Origin of the sequence: Citrobacter sp. Cpa228 (assembly GCF_030333085.1) — a bacterium.
GTDB classification, from domain to species: Bacteria; Pseudomonadota; Gammaproteobacteria; order Enterobacterales; family Enterobacteriaceae; genus Citrobacter; species Citrobacter pasteurii.
Genome location: NZ_JAOWGQ010000036.1, coordinates 58,546 through 75,034, shown reverse-complemented (window position 1 = coordinate 75,034; position 16,489 = coordinate 58,546). Strand labels below are relative to the sequence as shown.

Genomic DNA, 16,489 nt, shown 5'->3' with positions numbered 1-16,489 from the left:
CCAAAGAGTTTGACAAAGTTCAGGAACAGCTAAATTCCTGTTTAACTGCCAAGAAATGCGTGGCTGTTGCGAAGGAAATGAAGCAATGGCAGGCAAACATAAGCGCTTGTTCGATAAAGCATTACCCAAACGAAAACAAACTCAGAGTGCTGATATCCGCGGTCTGTTGACCCAGATACATCCGGCTCTGGAGCGTGTTCTCGGCCCGAGACTGGATCACCCGGCCGTGCTCGATCTGCTCCAGTGATATCCTTCGCCCGAAAAACTCGCTTTGCTGGGAGAGACAAAACTGGCGACCCAGCTCAGCTAACTCGCGCCCCGTCTGGGAAAGCGCCTTGCTGCTGACATCACCCAGACTATGACAGAGCAAACCGTCGTCGTTCCCGGCACGAATGCTGCTGTCGTCGTCCTACCGCGCTTGGCACTCCAGCTCATCAACTGCGTAAGCAAAGAGACGAGGTGGCCCTTGAGGTAGAACAGCGGGTTCTTGCTCACCCCCTACTGTTCTCTTAAGGATAAAAACAGTGCTCTTGGTAATCCCCCCATTTTTAATGGAGGCAATAAGTAGAGTCAGGCCATGCGTTGTATATGCTGCATCGGTGTGTAGCCATTCAACGCCATATTTGGTCGTTCGTGATTATTAAACCATTGCCACTGCGTGGCATAGTGATCCTACCCGCGAATAGTGGACACGCGGCTAAGTGAGTTGGACTGGAGCCAGAACCGCATTACGCTCTCCTGAGGAACGTTATAACTGTCATCACTGCGGCAGTGTCCTGGTACTGCATGCTGAGTCTGAACGCCCGTGGTTTGCGCATACCGATGCTGCACTCACTGAACGAGGCAGGCAAGACTGTCCATACATCCAGCCAGACATTGACGAAGTCCTGTTGATACGCCAGCTACAGCGTTACGTACCGGGTGCCATGCCGGTGACGGGACACGCTGTTCATCACTGCCCTGTACGTGTCTGCCACAAGGCCGGGGGGAACTCATGCTTATGATGTCATGCCATCTCGCCCTCAACAGCAAGGGGGCAATTACAGGAGCCAGGAGTGCGGTCAGCCAGCCTGGTGAGAGCTGGACCTGTCTGTCCTGTGGATGCCAGTTGAGACTGCATTCAGGTAACAGCGATACGCCTCCCTGGTTTGAGCATGACCAGCGGTCTGCAAATGTCTCTGCGCTGATGCACTGCCAGTATCGTCAGCACCGTGACGGCTTGCCGGGAGAACGCTTCAGAGTGATGTTGTACTCCGTCCATGAGCAGGACATCCGCCTGGTGATGCAGTCCTGGTACTGTGTCTGGTGTGGACGTCATTACAGGGGAGAGAAACACTGTGCGATATGTAACACGGGCCTGTACAGCGTCGAAGAAACCATCTGGCGGGAGAATTATACCTGTCCTGTAGAGAGTCCTGGTGACCGGCGCTCACTCCCTGCTGTACCAGGAGACTGGTGAAGATGGTTATCAAATTCAGACCAGCAGAACATGTGATTACTGCCGACGGGGAGTGGGTGGCTGTCAATGAACTCACTTTCCTGCATGCCAGACCCCTGCTCTGTGATTGCTGTCATATCCCCGGTGGTTGTTACGAAGAGTGATACAGGCTGGCAACTGATCCACCGTCCACGTTCAGAAGCCGACAGAAAGCGAACGGGGCGTTGTCGCTACAGAGCCTCCTCCCCGTTGTCGAAGGGGATTCAGGGATTTTAAGCGCCTGTGACCTGGCTGGCGTTACCCACCCACATTGACCATTCAGGCAAAATATCAGAGAGCATCCATTATGAATCATCATCCAGCCATCCCGACCATTGATAATGTGGCGGACGGGCTAAATGTACATGCTGTTTTGCAACAGGCTGTAGATCACTATCCCCGACTGGCGGCGTTCAGTTTTACCGTGTTGTTACCGCACAGTGAAACGGTGACCGATAACCGGCATTGATTCTGCGTTTCCATACCGAAGTCTGGCAGCGTATTGGCGAATATTCGTGGCAACGCCAGCAGGCCCGCCGTCATTCACCCCCCGCGGTGCTGCGCTGGCTGTGGGAGGCGGCTGGTAAACAGGAGAGCAGGATGGTGTTGCTAATGAACCTTGATACGACAGGTACAGTGCGAAATACATCGCTTACTGATAGCGTGCTGCAGGAGATGTGTGCGATCCTCAATGATGCATGGCAAGCGGTGGTGAAAGCAGAGAGCCGCATCGGTAACATATCGTCATTCGCTATCAGTCGCTCAGAGAGGGGGGCTTTCGCTACGCCATTTAGCCAGTTGAGGTCTGTCGTTCAGGGAATGACTTCTCCCGTTATGACGGCCAGAACTGGCATTGTTTGCCCGTCAATGCCGGAAATACACAGGCAGATGATAAATGGCGTCTGAGTTATTCCGGGGCAGGCATGCCACTTTAGCTTCGATTGATACGCTGGCGTCAGGGTCAGATCCGTCGATAATATCTCCCAGTAGCGTGTTGCTCATTGAACGAAGAGTGTGCCTGACGTCTCTTAATCCAATTCGACGCGTCCTCTTCTCCGGGGCCCTGTGACCCGATATAATTCCTGCATAAAAAATACTCTCCCCCCGGAACAAACCGTCGCTGAACTTGCTCATTTTGCCTGGTGTGCCCTTGTCGCATTACGCACTGCACAGCAGGATGGCCTGGCACGGTCCCCCCTCAGCATTCACACATTTTTGCTGCGCTGGCTAACGGTCGCATATAAGCAAAAACGGTTTTCGCGGGCCATTGCCTCTGATATTGAGGGATTACTGGCTCTGGGTCGCAATAAAGGTCTTACCGCTGGCTTATTTAGCCGTCTGGAATATTTGTGGTCATCCTGCACAGAGCCTCTGTCCGCGCAGTCGGATTTGTACCGGCTGACTTATGCTATTGAACAGCTTAAATCGCAGGGCTGGTTAAACGCGGTGGTGAGTGATGGGGACTGGAGCTGTGAAACTCTGAGCGAAGAATACAGTGATACTGCTGTACTGCTGGTAAGAAAGTCGGCACTGACCCGTGGGTTTTCGGATGAGGGCAAGCTGATTGCACGAATTGAATTTTTTGTGACTGGTAATCTGCCAGCCTGTATCGCGGTTTTTCAGGCACATGCACTTCCTGTCGCCATGCTAAAACCTGGCCGGATGGCATTATTGCCCTGACAGTAAACCAGGCTCTCCGTCGAAATCTGCAATCGGATTGTCGGAAGTGGTGAACCTGTCGTCAGCATCCCGCGCTTTTTATTTTAAAATAATGAATAACACTTTCTCCGTAAGTGTGCAGCGAGAACCGTATTGACGGGGATGTGTTATTCAGTCGGCAGTGCTACGCTCCAGGGGAGCAGTTCGCTGACCCGGTTTATCGGCCAGTCAGCAATGACGTCAAGGACATAGCGGAGGTAGCTTTCTGGCTCCACTCCGTTCAGTTTACACGTCCCGATCAGGCTGTACAGCAGTGCTCCACGCTCACCACCGTGATCGCCCCCGAAGAAGATATAATTTCTCTTGCCAAGACAGATAGCTTGTAGCGTTCATTCTGCCACGTTGTTGCCTGGCTTTGCCAGACCTGTACTGGCTTAATGGTTACATACGGCACTGGGGTTAAATAATCGATTTTTCAAACCTGTAGATGCGTAGCGCCACGGGCCCTAAAGATACGACCTTATGTCAGATAATGCCGTAAGCTCTTAGGCAGTGGCTCCTGATTGCATAGGTGTTCAGGGTATTGATAAATTCTCGTAATTCATCCGTATAAGAAAACCACTCTCTGCCAAGTCCCTTCTGATCCAACCTGTATTTTTTGAAGAAAAGATGTAATGCAGATTCTGTCTCAATACCCCCTGCAGGTATTATGGAGATAAGACGCAGGCTGGTATTATGTTGTTGCTTCAAGGTATCCACGCGTTGCCTGAGATTTCCTGATATTCCAATCTTGACTCTTTCCTTAGGTTCATCCAGTAAAAAGTACACATCTGTTTCACCATTGAGATAGGGCTCGTAATCCAGCCATGGAGCGGTGAATTCATTGTCATTACTGATATCAGGCGACAGAAGCAGGAGAAGCGCTGCCTGCCAGGACTGCTCCAGACATTTTTCCTGCTGTTTTTGCAAAAAGGGTTGCATCAGAGCAGTACAAACAAAGTGGGTTCCCAGCGGTATGTAAGATCCATGGCGCGAAGGAGCAAACTGTCCTGTTGGCATCCAGGCATGCCGAATTTCCAGCTTATCGCCAACCGTCTCCGGCATACTTCTCAGGCCGATCTCCTTGCCGTGATAGGAGGCCACTAGTTTCTGAGGCAAATACCATTTCAAAAAACTTAAAGGTAGATTGTGGGCATGCTGCTTTTCAGGCTGATGTTTTTTTATAAACGCCTGATATTCGACACTCCCCAGCGCTTGTGCAATAAATCGAATTTTTTCGCTATCGCTCTGTGCCTTTAGCCATGAATACGCTATTTTTCCGGCTTTGTTCATCTCATTTTCTTCCTTTCTTCAATGAGGTCAATGCGGCAAACGGGAGCTCGATACCAAAATCATGTTTATGACCATTTTGACTAAACGGCCACTTTTCTTCTCCCCCGCGATTAAGTAACTCTCTGTATAAGTGATTGAGCCCCACACGACCGTTGGGGGCTGCTTTTTTCTGATGGTAATCCAGCGCGCTGTAATTATTAATGCAACAAATCTTAACGGTACCGTCAAAACCCAATCCGATAAATTGCTTCACGAGGTAGGCCAGATAGCCGATCATATAGTCCTGAAACCATGGGCGTGAAAATACTCTGTCACGTGAATGTGGCAGGTAGGCATCATGAATATCTAAATCCCACTCCCGGCTTAAGATGGTGACTTGCTTGCCATTAAAGTGGTAATAGGCATAAAAGCGCACACCAAATACCCAAGGCTCCAGCCAGGGATTATTGGTCGAGATCTGTTTGTGGCGTCCTGCTAATACCCGGCTGGCCGTTTCATCATAAAATTCAATCAGTTCAATGATGTCTTTAACTGTCGTGGGTGGAGAATCCTCGCATTCACGTATTACAGCCGACATGACTTTACCGGATATTCGGGAAATATGGCCTTCAGCCATCTTACGTATCAAGCTTTCCGGCACATGGCGGTCAGGGTGAATGGCATTTTGCAATTCTGCGATATACGGTGCCAGAAGCTGGCTAAAAACACGCTTTTCTTCATGGCTGGCAAGGCCATAGCACGACATGTACTTATCGCTAAGCTGACCAAATACTGTGCTGAGTTCCGACCAGTTATGGCAGTTATAACGTAATGCCACTGCATCCCGAGCGTAGCTTAGATTGATATTGAGCGACCGTGAAAGGTATTTAGCGTGGGCTTTTGCTTCTGCGCATGTGGGGAGTCGTTTCATGGTTTAAGTCTCTTATCTGTCTTATGTGCTCACGAACCATAAGAATCAAAGACACTTAACCAAAAAGGATTTGATAAGTCTGCGCTGCATTCCGCTTTGGCCGTGAGCTGCCTGGTCGCGCTAACCTTGTGCTTAACGTATTGGAAAGTAGCACCATTGTCAACAGAACCGTTGACCATGCCGGGCTAACAGAGAGGTTAGACATGAAGCGAGGTGCGATACTGGCAGGCATCAGGTGAGGGTCTGGTACCACATTTCAGCCATGGTTTCTATATTATCGATGTTCGATTATGGACATATACGAAATTCATGCTCAGCAGGGGCCGTAGCAAGCGAAAAGCGGAGGTTAGGGAAGGTTGTGATTTGCTTTTAACCTTTGTAATTTAGAAGTATTATTTTGAGATTAATCCACTTCCAATCGCCATTCTTTCGGTGTTTGTGAAAAGCTATTTTTAAGGTTACTGCCTCATGGAGTTATGGATATTTATAGTAGCTATTTATTTGATTTATATTATTTTTTTCAAAAAGAAGAAAACTAAGTCCGCGGGCTCTTATACTTCCGCTCCTGTGAAAGCACCACCTAAAGAATGGCTTGCTAACAACAAAAAAAATCAGTCTGTAATGCAGAACGAGGACAGCGAAGATGACAATCTGACTACGTTTACACTAAGCGGCGGACGGAATGTCGAATACAGCATAACAGCCACTCAACGCCAGAATTTCTCAAAAACTACCGGTGCTTTGGCTCGCTGGATTTTACCGGAGGAGGTGATCACAGTCGGTGGGGTAGAGGTTACCGGTGGCTACTTCTATCTTGGGCAGCGAATGAACCCTGCCGGGCGTAACTCAGGCGGTTATTATGATGATAGTAGCGAGGCATCGCTAATTGACGCCACGCTTAAGATATACCCCACACCTTACATCTACGAAGATAGTTCATTAGGGTACTGGCCCAGCTTTTCCTCACTTTCACCTGAAGCACGTGGCGCGTACCTGAGTTGGCTTGCCAGCGACAGATGTGACACTTCTTGCCCAATTGGTTACGTTTTTATTTATCTGTATGGCCTGGAAAGACGGGCGCTTGTTGACAGCAGGGATAACAATATAGCTGACGATGAGTTCTATTCTCTTTTCAAAGAGATCTGCCATCTCAGATCGGTTTTCAATGAAAACCGATCTTTCCGGAACTACTCGTCCCAGTTACTTGAAGCGATGTCCATTCTTCGTCCGAACGAAAATCTTGCAGCAGCTCTTGGCAACGATTCTGAGTTCAGCAATAGCATGCAGTTCAGGCTAATCCTGGCAAAGACTGTTGAGGCAGGAGCTCCAGTGCCAGCTGAGCTGGCTCTGACGTGGGTGACAAATCATACTGAATACTCATTACGAACCCCCGCCCGCCGCTGCGCGAAAGAATTTGCTGCACTTTTTAAACGGCGTTACACCCTTAAATACGGTGAAGGGATGGTAGTGAAGCCGAATAAAGCGCGTCTGCGTTTAGATTACACGCCTGCGAGTCCCAGTTTGCGAGGTATTCAGCTTCCTGTTCCCGACTTGCCTGATCCAAGTGCATTGAAAGGCCCTGTTCAGAAGCTTATGACTCTTGCCGATATATGCACAGATGAACTGGATGCTTACAGTCGTTACCTTGGTAGAAAAGGCACTTCAGCAAATGATACCGCTGCAATTTTATTGCTACCTTCAGAAATCGTTAACGAAAGCGCAGATAAAATATTAAGTGCATTCAAACACTGGGCTGATGACGCGATCCTCAGTAAGGGTGGAGTAGTTTCAGTTGCTGACTACTGGTCACAGATGAATGCTACCTGTCCGGCGAAGATCAATAAAAAAGAGGCCGACTTGATGCAGGCCTTTGCACAGAAAATGGGGTATTGTCTGGCTCCTGACCCCTATTACCACCACGTAAAAGCAGATATTGATGGTGTTCTTGTTTTATTCCCTGCTGGTGAAGGTGGACGCTTCTCTCCTTCTCCTGAATTTATCACAGCTGTATTGACGCTCCGATTAGGTTCGGTAGTCGCCTTGATTGACAATTCTCTCGATCGAGCCGAACAGAAAGCGCTTGAAAATGCCATCAACAACAATGCCAGCTTCAGCGATGATGAAAAGCGCTCTCTGCACGCATATTTAACGTGGCAGCTTCATACTCCGGCGAATATGACGGGAATGAAAAGCCGGATTGAATTACTTGGTGCTGCGGAAAAATCAGCTGTAGGTAAGGTTATCGTTAGTGTTGCTTGCTCTGATGGCAGAATTACGCCTGCCGAAATCAAACAGCTTGAGAAGATTTATACAAGCCTGGGGCTGGATCCCTCATCCGTATCAAGCAATATCCATCAGCATTCCGCACCTGAAACTGCTCTCGTTTCATCTGTACCAGCTAATCAGTCGACGGCAGGGTTTACACTGGATGCCAACGTACTTGCCCGCCACGAATCTGCCACTGATGATGTTCGTAAATTACTGAACTCGATTTTCACTGAAGGAGAACCAGAACAACCAGAAAGCGCTCCAGCCCCATTAACCGGGGAAGGTGAACTTGACTCCGCTCATAGCCAACTTTATCGCAGGTTGCTGGAGAAAGAACAATGGTCCAGAAAAGAGGCGACAGAGTTGTGCAGTAACTGGAACCTGATGCTCGGCGGTGCGCTTGAGGTGATCAACGATTGGTCCTATGCGGTGGTTGATGCACCAGTGCTGGAAGATGCTGATGATCACATTTGGGTTGACCTGGAAATAGCCAAAGAATTAGAGGGTTAGTGAATGTCTGTAACACGTATAAGAGTGAAAGAGCGCGACGCTATTATTCAGTCACTTAAGTCGGGAGTAACGCCAAGGATAGGTATTCAGCATATCCAGGTTGGCCGCGTGAATGAGATAACCGCCCTCCATCAGGATATTGAACGGATTGCAGATGGCGGGGCAAGCTTCAGACTTATCATTGGTGAGTACGGTTCAGGGAAAACGTTCTTTTTAAGTGTTGTACGGTCTATTGCGTTAGAGAAGAAGCTGGTCACGGTCAGTGCAGACCTTTCTCCCGACAGACGTATTCACTCATCGGGAGGTCAGGCTCGTAATCTCTACTCAGAGCTTATGAAAAATATGTCCACCAGAAACAAACCAGATGGCAATGCGTTACTTAGCGTTGTGGAAAGGTTTGTTACTGAGGCAAGGAAGGAAGCTGATGCGAACGGCTCCCAGGTCTCATCCGTTATTCATAAACGCCTTGCTGCTTTGTCAGATATGGTGGGCGGATATGACTTTGCGAAGGTCATTGACGCATTCTGGCGCGGGCATGAGCAGGATAATGAAACCTTAAAATCCAATGCCATTCGCTGGTTGCGGGGCGAGTACACCACAAAAACTGATGCCCGTAATGATCTTGACGTCCGAACGATTATCTCAGACGCCTCGTTCTATGATTCTTTGAAGTTGATGAGCCTTTTTGTCTGTCAGGCAGGCTATGCCGGACTTTTAGTTAGCCTCGACGAGATGGTGAACCTCTTCAAGTTGAATAATACGCAAGCAAGAACGGCCAACTACGAACAAATTTTGCGGATCCTGAATGACTGCCTGCAAGGCTCCGCCGAAAATATTGGTTTTATCCTCGGGGGGACGCCAGAGTTTCTTTTCGATCCACGTAAGGGGCTCTACAGCTATGAAGCGCTCCAGTCGCGTCTGGCAGAAAACCGATTCGCACAGAAAGCAGGCGTAATTGACTACTCGTCTCCCACACTGCATCTTGCCAGCCTCACTCCTGAGGAACTGTATATTTTACTGAAAAATCTTCGTCATGTTTATGCTGGTGGAGATCCCGCAAATTATCTGGTGCCAGATGATGCTCTGACCGGGTTTCTGCATCACTGCAGCAAAACCATCGGAGATGCTTACTTTCGAACTCCCCGCAATACCATAAAAGGCTTTCTGGATATGCTGGCTGTGCTGGAACAAAACAGAACGATGAACTGGCAAGCGCTCATCGAGGGGGTGGCGATTGAAGAAGACAAGCCCAGCGATATAGATGACGCCATTGTGGAGGAAAGCGATGGCGATGATGGCCTGGCGAATTTCAGACTATGAGCAGCGCCTACAATAGTCTCGATCCCCGTGTCCGTAAGTGGGTTTATAAGCAGGGCTGGTCATCATTAAGGCCCTTGCAGGAAAGTTCTATTCCGGCAATTTTAGCCCGTGATCGTGATGTACTAATTAGTGCAGGTACAGCAGCGGGTAAAACAGAGGCTTTCTTTCTTCCTGCCTGTTCGGCGATTGCAGATCTCACTGGTGGATTTGGCATTATCTATATCAGTCCGTTGAAGGCATTGATTAACGATCAGCACCGTCGTCTTGAGAGCCTGGGTGAAGCCCTGGAAATGCAAGTGACGCCCTGGCACGGGGATGTACCACAAAGCAAAAAGAAGAAAGCACGGACAAGCCCGTCTGGTATCTTACTTATCACACCTGAGTCACTTGAGTCTTTGCTCATAAACTCATTGGGTTGGCTCAAACAGGCGTTTTCTTCAGTGGCATACATTGTTATTGATGAGTTCCACGCTTTTATTGGCTCTGAGCGTGGTATACAACTGCTTTCTCTGCTTAATAGAGTTGACCATGTGCTAGGACGCCAGTTAAATCCAATTCCCCGTGTCGCGTTGAGTGCCACTCTGGGAGAGCTGGAAAAAGTGCCAGAACTATTGCGCCCGGATAAGAGATTACCTTGTGAAACGGTAACAGACAGTAATAGCACAGCCACACTACAGGTTCAGGTTAAAGGTTATCTTGAGCGGGTGCCCGAAAAAGGAGAAGAGCTCCAGATCTCTGCTGAGCAGCTCGTCTGCGCGGATATTTTCAGGCTCTGCCGTGGCGATTCCCACCTAGTCTTTGCTAACAGTCGAAAGCGTACTGAAAGCATAGCGGCAACACTGAGCGACATGTGTGAAGCAAATGTCGTTCCTAATGAATTCTTTCCTCATCATGGTTCCCTTGCCAGGGAGTTACGTGAGACGCTTGAAGCCCGACTGCAGAAAGGGAATTTGCCCACAACCGCTGTTTGTACAATGACGCTGGAGCTGGGTATTGATATTGGTAAGGTGCAGTCTGTCATACAAGTGACACCTCCGCATTCTGTTTCCAGTCTGCGTCAACGCATGGGGCGTTCAGGGCGGCGCGATTCCCCATCGGTGCTGAGAATGTTAATTACTGAACCTGAACTTACCGCAACCAGCAGCATTGTGGATCATTTACGGCTGCAGTTGGTTCAGGCGATGGCAATGATCAGGTTGATGATCTCTAAACGCTGGTTCGAGCCTGCAGATGTCCGGCAGAAACATTACTCCACACTGCTACACCAGATCCTTGCTATTACTGCGCAATGGGGCGGAGTTCGTGCCGATCAGCTCTGGTCACAACTTTGCCAGACAGGTCCGTTCCGGAATGTGGATATAAATGACTTCAAAAGTCTGCTTAAACATATGGGGATATGTGGCCTGCTCACTCAACTTGCCAGCGGTGAAATAGTTGTCGGGGCTGAGGGGGAGAAGCTGACTAATCACTACACGTTTTATGCCGTATTCAATACACCTGAGGAGTTTCGCATTGTAACGGGAAACCGAACTCTTGGCACAGTGCCTGTAGACTCCCCACTTTTGCCTGAGCAGCACATCATCTTCGGCGGACGGCGCTGGAAAGTGACAGAGATCGAGGTTGAAAAAAAGGTTATCTATGTTGAGGCGACTAAAGGCGGGCAGCCACCACTATTCAGTGGTGGCGGGATGTCTGTTCATGATGTTGTTCGCCAGGAGATGCTCGCTATCTACAGGGAAAATGATTACCGTATCGCGGTAGGCAACAAGAGAGTCGATTATGCTGATGCCGCTGCCAGAAGCCTCTTTACGGAAGGAAGTAACAACTTCCAACGCTACAATCTACAAAATGACTGTTTTATTACCAGCGGTCAGAACTGCTACGTGATCCCGTGGATGGGGGATAAAATTGTCAATACAATTACGTCCCTGCTTATACGTTGTGGCTTTAAAGCCAGTTCATTCGCAGGTGTGATAGAGGTAGAAGATTCAAGCGTTGCGTCTGTCCAGCATGCACTTAAGAAAATGCTATTATCGGGGTTACCTTCAGAGTTTGAGCTTGCTGCAGTTGTTCCTGACAAGTATCTGGATAAATATGACGAGTATTTACCAGAGACTTTGCTTGCCAAAGGGTATGGGGCACAGGCGTATGATATAGAAGGAACGTGCATCTGGCTGCAGAAACACCTTCAGTAGACTGGATATTAGTCAGGGTATAAATAAGTGATTTATACCCTGATTTTTTTACTTCCCGGTGGACTTACTTGGCTTTAGTCCCGGAGTGTTGCCTGGAGTATCTTTATTATCTCGTCGGCGTTGATCCGGTTTTCCTGTCGATTTAGCAATTGGTTTTGGACCAGGTTTAAGACCCATGATAGTTATCCTTTTGAGATGTAAGAGGGAAGCCCTCAACATTGGTATATTGGATACTGAGAAATTTTTCAATGGGAGTGATAAACGGCCGAATGATTAACTCAATATTGTGAGCAACGTCTGTTTTTTGCACACTGTAGACTAACTCACGGAGTAGAAGGTTGCTCTGAGTGAGGAATGGACAGTTACACTCAGCACCAACGCCAATAGCCCCATTACGAGTATAAAGCTGTATTAATCAATGGGGAGCAGGTTAATGCGGGATTTTCGACTTATGGACTTGATTCAGGTGTCAAAATTAAAATGAGCAGTATAAAGATAGACAAGTACATTAGGTATGGTTTTTCGGTCGGGGTGATAGTTGCCATACTCATAACTACTTTCACAACCCCCAATCCCACATCTTACCAATATACAGTTTACCGAATAGTTCTGGCTCTGGCTGCTGGATGTATTGGTGCAGTTCTGCCAGGTTTCCTCGAAATAAAATTTAAAGGGTTGTTAAGAGCATCTGGCGCAGCGGCGATCTTCGCCATAGTGTATTTCATAAGCCCAGCTTTGCTTCAACAAAATCCTGAATCTGCAAGTAAACCTGTACCGCCTACATTGATTGATGCATATGCCGTTAATAGTTCCAATCGCGACAGATACCTCGAATTATTTCGAACAGGACAGTTCGGTCAGCGGGACAAGCTGCGCATCGGTTGTGTTGAGTGGAGTGAATCATCGTGCGTGGCTGCTGGTAATTTTTTGCGATTGTTAAGCGAAGCTGGCTGGGAAATCGATTCTGATGCTGTAATCAGAATGCAGCCATCCGTGCCAGTTGAGGGCGTATCGATTGTAAGCAGTGGCGATGATCTGGTCGGTTTGCCGAAAGTACCACCCCACATGGGCCGTTGGAGTCGATCAGACATTAGCTATGAAATTTTGACATCGGCATTTAAATTGATGGGAGTTCCGGTTTATTTTTCCAGTGACCCAACATTACAGCCAGGTACTACCGGAGTGTACTTTGGACCGAAACCGAAACTGGATGTACCAGTCAGGCAAAAAGATGAAATTGTACGACGTGAGCTTCTCCGCTACGTCGGTTTGGGAATGGCTATTCAGCAAGCCTGCTCTCAGCAGTCTGTCGAACATTGTGCGGGTGAACTCTTTACCTGGGAAACGTCTGTATCTTCGTTTCTAAGGCAGCAGCGATTCAACTCCGATGCCGTAAACAGATGGCTTGCCTTACCGCAGGCTAATGCGGCTTCGGCAACTGCAGACATGAAAATAAAACTAGATATGTTAATGCCATTTGTACTGGGCATCGAATAACTTTACCTCATGTGAGGATGAATGAGCGTTTAGTGGGCCGCCTGGCAGTTAGTACGATCTGTTTTCATAAGCCTGCGGAATCCAACTTGTGTTCTACGATGCTTTGTTTGGCGAAGAATCAGTGTTGAAGCATTGGTTTTAGACAACCAAAGCCACGATTTCCTCATGCGTCGAAAATGTAGACGCCTCTTGTATAGCACGAAGGCGATATTCAAACGCTCACACTTGTCAAGCCACTAAAGTCAGTTCTAGGCACAAAGCGGACCTGGTGACGAGCTGATGGTCCGCTTTGAGCGAGGAGCGGACATTCCGCCAGTGCACTTGAATGAAATCGTATGAGATTGGAAGCAGTAAACTATTGCATGTACAGTAACTGCTTTACGTCTACAAGGTATTAACAGTATGACTTCTCCAGGCTCTCCTGATTTGAGCGACATTAAACACGACGACTGGGTCGATCGTTGGTTTTCCCCTGTCTTCAGGCCTTACCTCAGACTGGCGCGTGTCGATCGCCCTGTAGGTATCTGGCTGGTATTATTCCCGTGTGTGGCAGCTTTGTTTCAGGCTTCGAACGGATGGCCTGCACTGAAAGAAACGCTTGTTTTTTGCCTAGGCGCTTTTCTGATGAGAAGCGCCGGCTCGACAGTCAATGATATTGCAGATCGTAACTTTGATGCGCATGTGGAAAGAACCCGTTTCCGTCCTTTGGCAAGCGGACAGATTTCAACACGTAAAGCCCTGTTTTTCTTTGTATCGCAGTTGTTATGTGCCGCATCATTGCTGTATTTCCTGTCACCATTTACACGCATTTTTGCTTTGGCTGTCGTGCCGCTGGTTATCATTTACCCTTTCTGCAAGCGATTTACCTACTGGCCTCAGGCCGTTCTTGGCGCAGCTTTCAACTGGGGCATGCTGATGGCATGGGCAGAGATTCAGGGAGAAATACCTTTCGCCGCGGTTTTAATTTGGCTGGGCGCGGTAGCATGGCAGATCGGGTATGACACTGTCTATGCCTACGTTGATGCAAAAGATGATGTACGGATAGGCATTCGATCGACAGCGTTACTGTTTGGCCAGCACGGAAAAAGCATCATAATGTTTTTCTATGCGGCTACCGTTCTGCTGTGGACATATGGCGGCTGGCTAATGCACATGAAACTCCCTTATGCCTTCTTCATGATGTTGATCACGGTGCATCTGTTCTGGCAGACCTGGCGCCTTGATTTAAAGCAGTCTTCTCTCAGCTTCAATCTTTTTCTTCATAACATTCTTACAGGCGTTTTGCTCGCGGTTGCTGCAATCGCTGGCACAATCTGAAAACTAAGGATAGCAGGCTAAGCTGAACTCACCTTTGATGTATGACGTGTTTGCCTGCTTCTCATAACAATGATGTCTGCTTCTGGCACTCAGGTGACCTACATAACGGCGATCACCGAGGCTCAACTGGACAGTAAGATGTTTTTGTCCAGTTATACCTGCCTGTGGCATTTATCTCAGTAATACCTGAACCACCTTCACGTAGCCACCACTAAATGTAGGGGTGATATTCGTTTTCGTTCTGGTGGATTTTGCGGTGATTCTGTCTATGGCAGTTTGCTCCCCTGCTATCTGACCGGCAGCGATGAGCGAGGAGTGGACACTGATATGTAAGTGGCGCTTAGACTGGCGCTATGTGGATTTTTATTGTTCTGACCTCACTGGCGGGAGAGATGTTTTTGCCACCGAAATCAATTTTTCCACTGCTTCCAGAGGGATGTTCTCTTCGTAGCAGGTCAGAAAGAATTCATGTGTAATGTCAGAGTAGAAGACTTCAGCAACTTGCCGTAATGGAGATGTCCCGCTGATAGATAATTCCAGATACATACCATCACGTATCACATCGCTTCCACGTCTCAGTTCAAACTTAATCTTAGACATATACGAATTCCTTTTTTAAAGACAAAGACATTTTGCGTTAGTGATATCAAAAACAATTTGGTCAGGATATAATTTTTCACCAGAGACTGCGCTACATAAGCGATTCTACGGAGAATACTGAATTAGTCATAACTTAACAACTTCCGCTCTTGGCACGCAGTGGACATTGCTGACTGAGCTGAAGGTCCGCTGTGAGCGAGAAGCGGAAGTTCGCAATTTGATAAAGGCATTACTTAAATTGTGGCGTGTTAAGCAACAGGGAGCAGGTCACATCAGCAACGGGGCTCTTCCGCTTCCTCGCTCATTCGCTAACTCCGTTCGGTCATGAGGCTGCGGCGAGCGTTACCAGCTAATCATGGTGAGAATATCCGCAGTGAATGCGGGAATGACTCACAAGAAATGCCCACCGTATTTCGATGAATTGACCACAAAGCACTGTCATAGAAGGGAACTACGAAAAGGAAGTGCTCTTACAAAGAAGGCTGTTATCTGATATAGGTTTATTTTCAGTCTCACTGCGTACGGATGTATGATAGTGGGGTAAGCTTACTGATACACTTTTATAAAATGGATCAAATGATGAAGTCGAGAGATTTAAAAACAATTCACGACCTGATTGTTACGAACTACCAGAAACATGATTTAGGTAATGGTCGTTATCTACACACATTCCAGCCAGCAACAACAGATACAACCTATCAATTCGAAGCTAACTTTGAAAACGAGCTAGTCCCTGGAGAAAGATACAACATAGGATTTACCGAAGCAGGTGGAGTTAAAATGGTAGATATATCTTGTGTATCGAAGTCCTCTGTAGTTAATCAATATATTAGCTATGAATGTGCAAAATTAGTTTCAAGAGAAAAGCATGATGAAAACAAAGGCAAGAATGATTCAAGAGTAAATTACGCTGTGCAAAATGATTACTATTGGGGGAAAAAATATGCATGGCGCGAGTTTGGATTAGTCATTCCCAAAGATGTATTTTACAAATACTTATTAGATTGTGTTAATCACCCTAATATACCGTGTACAGTTACAACGCCCGGCTATCCAATAGGTGATGACTCAATAGCATTTGCGGATAAAGGGCTCGAAAAAGCAATCGAGGATCTAATAAGTACAGCTACAAGAATTAAAGATGGTCCTTATTTCAAATCCCCTCTATATTTCAATGGTGATAAGAGGTTCACAATAAGGGGGATCAGCGCAATAACAGACAAAAAATAATTCAATGGCATGGGTTTAATGTAAAGAGATGACCTGCCCCCATAAAACTAACATACCATGTGCCAGCAATGTCCGCTGTTGGCACGAAGCGGACGATCTGCTAGAGCCGAAGGTCTGCAATGAGCGAGGAGCGGACGTTGGTAATTGTTATAACCGACTAGGGGACGTTACTAG

At 47.7% G+C, this 16,489-nt stretch carries 14 protein-coding genes and 2 pseudogenes; 12 read left to right on the top strand and 4 right to left on the bottom strand.

The window, feature by feature from the left end; translation table 11 throughout:
• Positions 1 to 145 precede the first annotated feature (145 nt).
• From OGX91_RS04700 to OGX91_RS04675, 6 genes and pseudogenes are all read left to right on the top strand, one after another.
• A pseudogene (locus OGX91_RS04700) lies at positions 146 to 501 on the top strand (IS110 family transposase); the annotation flags it as partial.
• A 200-nt stretch (positions 502 to 701) separates the two neighbouring features.
• Entirely contained in the window at positions 702 to 1,004 is a 303-nt protein-coding gene (locus OGX91_RS04695) for a DUF7828 domain-containing protein (RefSeq protein WP_181618538.1), read from the top strand.
• Positions 995 to 1,459: a putative zinc ribbon protein gene (locus tag OGX91_RS04690; protein WP_128317692.1), complete on the top strand. Its 465-nt coding sequence runs from the start codon at positions 995 to 997 to the stop codon at positions 1,457 to 1,459. Before OGX91_RS04695 ends, OGX91_RS04690 begins: the two co-directional genes overlap by 10 nt.
• Before the next feature lie 325 nt (positions 1,460 to 1,784).
• Positions 1,785 to 1,946: a hypothetical protein gene (locus OGX91_RS04685; RefSeq protein WP_233606188.1), complete on the top strand. Its 162-nt coding sequence runs from the start codon at positions 1,785 to 1,787 to the stop codon at positions 1,944 to 1,946.
• On the top strand, positions 1,943 to 2,383 hold the full coding sequence (locus tag OGX91_RS04680; protein ID WP_233606189.1) for a UCP030791 family putative phage-derived protein: 441 nt from the start codon (positions 1,943 to 1,945) through the stop codon (positions 2,381 to 2,383). Before OGX91_RS04685 ends, OGX91_RS04680 begins: the two co-directional genes overlap by 4 nt.
• A 159-nt stretch (positions 2,384 to 2,542) precedes the next feature.
• Positions 2,543 to 3,157 carry a DUF2913 family protein gene (locus OGX91_RS04675; protein ID WP_249417862.1) on the top strand — a complete coding sequence of 205 codons (615 nt, stop codon included), beginning with the start codon at positions 2,543 to 2,545 and terminating at the stop codon, positions 3,155 to 3,157.
• A gap of 146 nt (positions 3,158 to 3,303) precedes the next feature.
• On the opposite strand, the pseudogene OGX91_RS04670 reads toward OGX91_RS04675, so the two are convergent.
• From OGX91_RS04670 to OGX91_RS04660, 3 genes and pseudogenes are all read right to left on the bottom strand, one after another.
• A pseudogene (locus OGX91_RS04670) lies at positions 3,304 to 3,561 on the bottom strand (transposase domain-containing protein); the annotation flags it as partial.
• A gap of 100 nt (positions 3,562 to 3,661) precedes the next feature.
• Positions 3,662 to 4,468: a GIY-YIG nuclease family protein gene (locus OGX91_RS04665; RefSeq protein ID WP_181618537.1), complete on the bottom strand. Its 807-nt coding sequence runs from the start codon at positions 4,466 to 4,468 to the stop codon at positions 3,662 to 3,664.
• Between the two features lies 1 nt (position 4,469).
• Positions 4,470 to 5,378, bottom strand: coding sequence for a hypothetical protein (locus OGX91_RS04660; protein ID WP_286625581.1), 909 nt, complete (start codon positions 5,376 to 5,378; stop codon positions 4,470 to 4,472).
• 468 nt (positions 5,379 to 5,846) lie between these two features.
• Here OGX91_RS04660 and OGX91_RS04655 point away from each other — a divergent pair, with 468 nt between their 5' ends.
• The 5 genes from OGX91_RS04655 to ubiA all read left to right on the top strand — a co-directional run bounded on the left by OGX91_RS04655 (position 5,847) and on the right by ubiA (position 14,485).
• Entirely contained in the window at positions 5,847 to 8,156 is a 2,310-nt protein-coding gene (locus tag OGX91_RS04655) for a tellurite resistance TerB family protein (protein WP_181618535.1), read from the top strand.
• Positions 8,157 to 8,159: 3 nt separating this feature from the next.
• Positions 8,160 to 9,476 (top strand): ATP-binding protein, encoded by a 1,317-nt coding sequence (locus OGX91_RS04650; RefSeq protein ID WP_128317696.1) that lies wholly within the window; start codon positions 8,160 to 8,162, stop codon positions 9,474 to 9,476.
• Positions 9,473 to 11,671: a DEAD/DEAH box helicase gene (locus OGX91_RS04645; protein ID WP_181618534.1), complete on the top strand. Its 2,199-nt coding sequence runs from the start codon at positions 9,473 to 9,475 to the stop codon at positions 11,669 to 11,671. Before OGX91_RS04650 ends, OGX91_RS04645 begins: the two co-directional genes overlap by 4 nt.
• A gap of 480 nt (positions 11,672 to 12,151) precedes the next feature.
• Positions 12,152 to 13,168: a hypothetical protein gene (locus OGX91_RS04640; protein WP_181618533.1), complete on the top strand. Its 1,017-nt coding sequence runs from the start codon at positions 12,152 to 12,154 to the stop codon at positions 13,166 to 13,168.
• A gap of 402 nt (positions 13,169 to 13,570) precedes the next feature.
• Positions 13,571 to 14,485, top strand: a complete 915-nt coding sequence (ubiA, locus tag OGX91_RS04635) for a 4-hydroxybenzoate octaprenyltransferase (RefSeq protein ID WP_286625577.1) — start codon at positions 13,571 to 13,573, stop codon at positions 14,483 to 14,485.
• A gap of 363 nt (positions 14,486 to 14,848) precedes the next feature.
• Here the strand turns inward: ubiA and OGX91_RS04630 are convergent, their stop codons facing one another.
• Positions 14,849 to 15,085: a hypothetical protein gene (locus OGX91_RS04630; protein ID WP_062741039.1), complete on the bottom strand. Its 237-nt coding sequence runs from the start codon at positions 15,083 to 15,085 to the stop codon at positions 14,849 to 14,851.
• Positions 15,086 to 15,661: 576 nt separating this feature from the next.
• On the opposite strand from OGX91_RS04630, the gene OGX91_RS04625 reads away from it, so the two are divergent.
• The gene (locus tag OGX91_RS04625) at positions 15,662 to 16,315 is read left to right on the top strand and encodes a hypothetical protein (RefSeq protein ID WP_286625573.1); all 654 of its coding nucleotides are present in this window, start codon (positions 15,662 to 15,664) and stop codon (positions 16,313 to 16,315) included.
• Positions 16,316 to 16,489 lie beyond the last annotated feature (174 nt).

What these genes read in the sequence shown, in the direction of transcription:
- OGX91_RS04690 (WP_128317692.1), top strand. Translation starts at nt 995, where the DNA reads ATGCTTATGATGTCATGCCATCTCGCCCTCAACAGCAAGGGGGCAATT.
- OGX91_RS04685 (WP_233606188.1), top strand. Translation starts at nt 1,785, where the DNA reads ATGAATCATCATCCAGCCATCCCGACCATTGATAATGTGGCGGACGGG.
- OGX91_RS04665 (WP_181618537.1), bottom strand. Translation starts at nt 4,468, where the DNA reads ATGAACAAAGCCGGAAAAATAGCGTATTCATGGCTAAAGGCACAGAGC.
- OGX91_RS04660 (WP_286625581.1), bottom strand. Translation starts at nt 5,378, where the DNA reads ATGAAACGACTCCCCACATGCGCAGAAGCAAAAGCCCACGCTAAATAC.
- OGX91_RS04655 (WP_181618535.1), top strand. Translation starts at nt 5,847, where the DNA reads ATGGAGTTATGGATATTTATAGTAGCTATTTATTTGATTTATATTATT.
- OGX91_RS04650 (WP_128317696.1), top strand. Translation starts at nt 8,160, where the DNA reads ATGTCTGTAACACGTATAAGAGTGAAAGAGCGCGACGCTATTATTCAG.
- OGX91_RS04645 (WP_181618534.1), top strand. Translation starts at nt 9,473, where the DNA reads ATGAGCAGCGCCTACAATAGTCTCGATCCCCGTGTCCGTAAGTGGGTT.
- OGX91_RS04640 (WP_181618533.1), top strand. Translation starts at nt 12,152, where the DNA reads ATGAGCAGTATAAAGATAGACAAGTACATTAGGTATGGTTTTTCGGTC.
- ubiA (WP_286625577.1), top strand. Translation starts at nt 13,571, where the DNA reads ATGACTTCTCCAGGCTCTCCTGATTTGAGCGACATTAAACACGACGAC.
- OGX91_RS04630 (WP_062741039.1), bottom strand. Translation starts at nt 15,085, where the DNA reads ATGTCTAAGATTAAGTTTGAACTGAGACGTGGAAGCGATGTGATACGT.
- OGX91_RS04625 (WP_286625573.1), top strand. Translation starts at nt 15,662, where the DNA reads ATGATGAAGTCGAGAGATTTAAAAACAATTCACGACCTGATTGTTACG.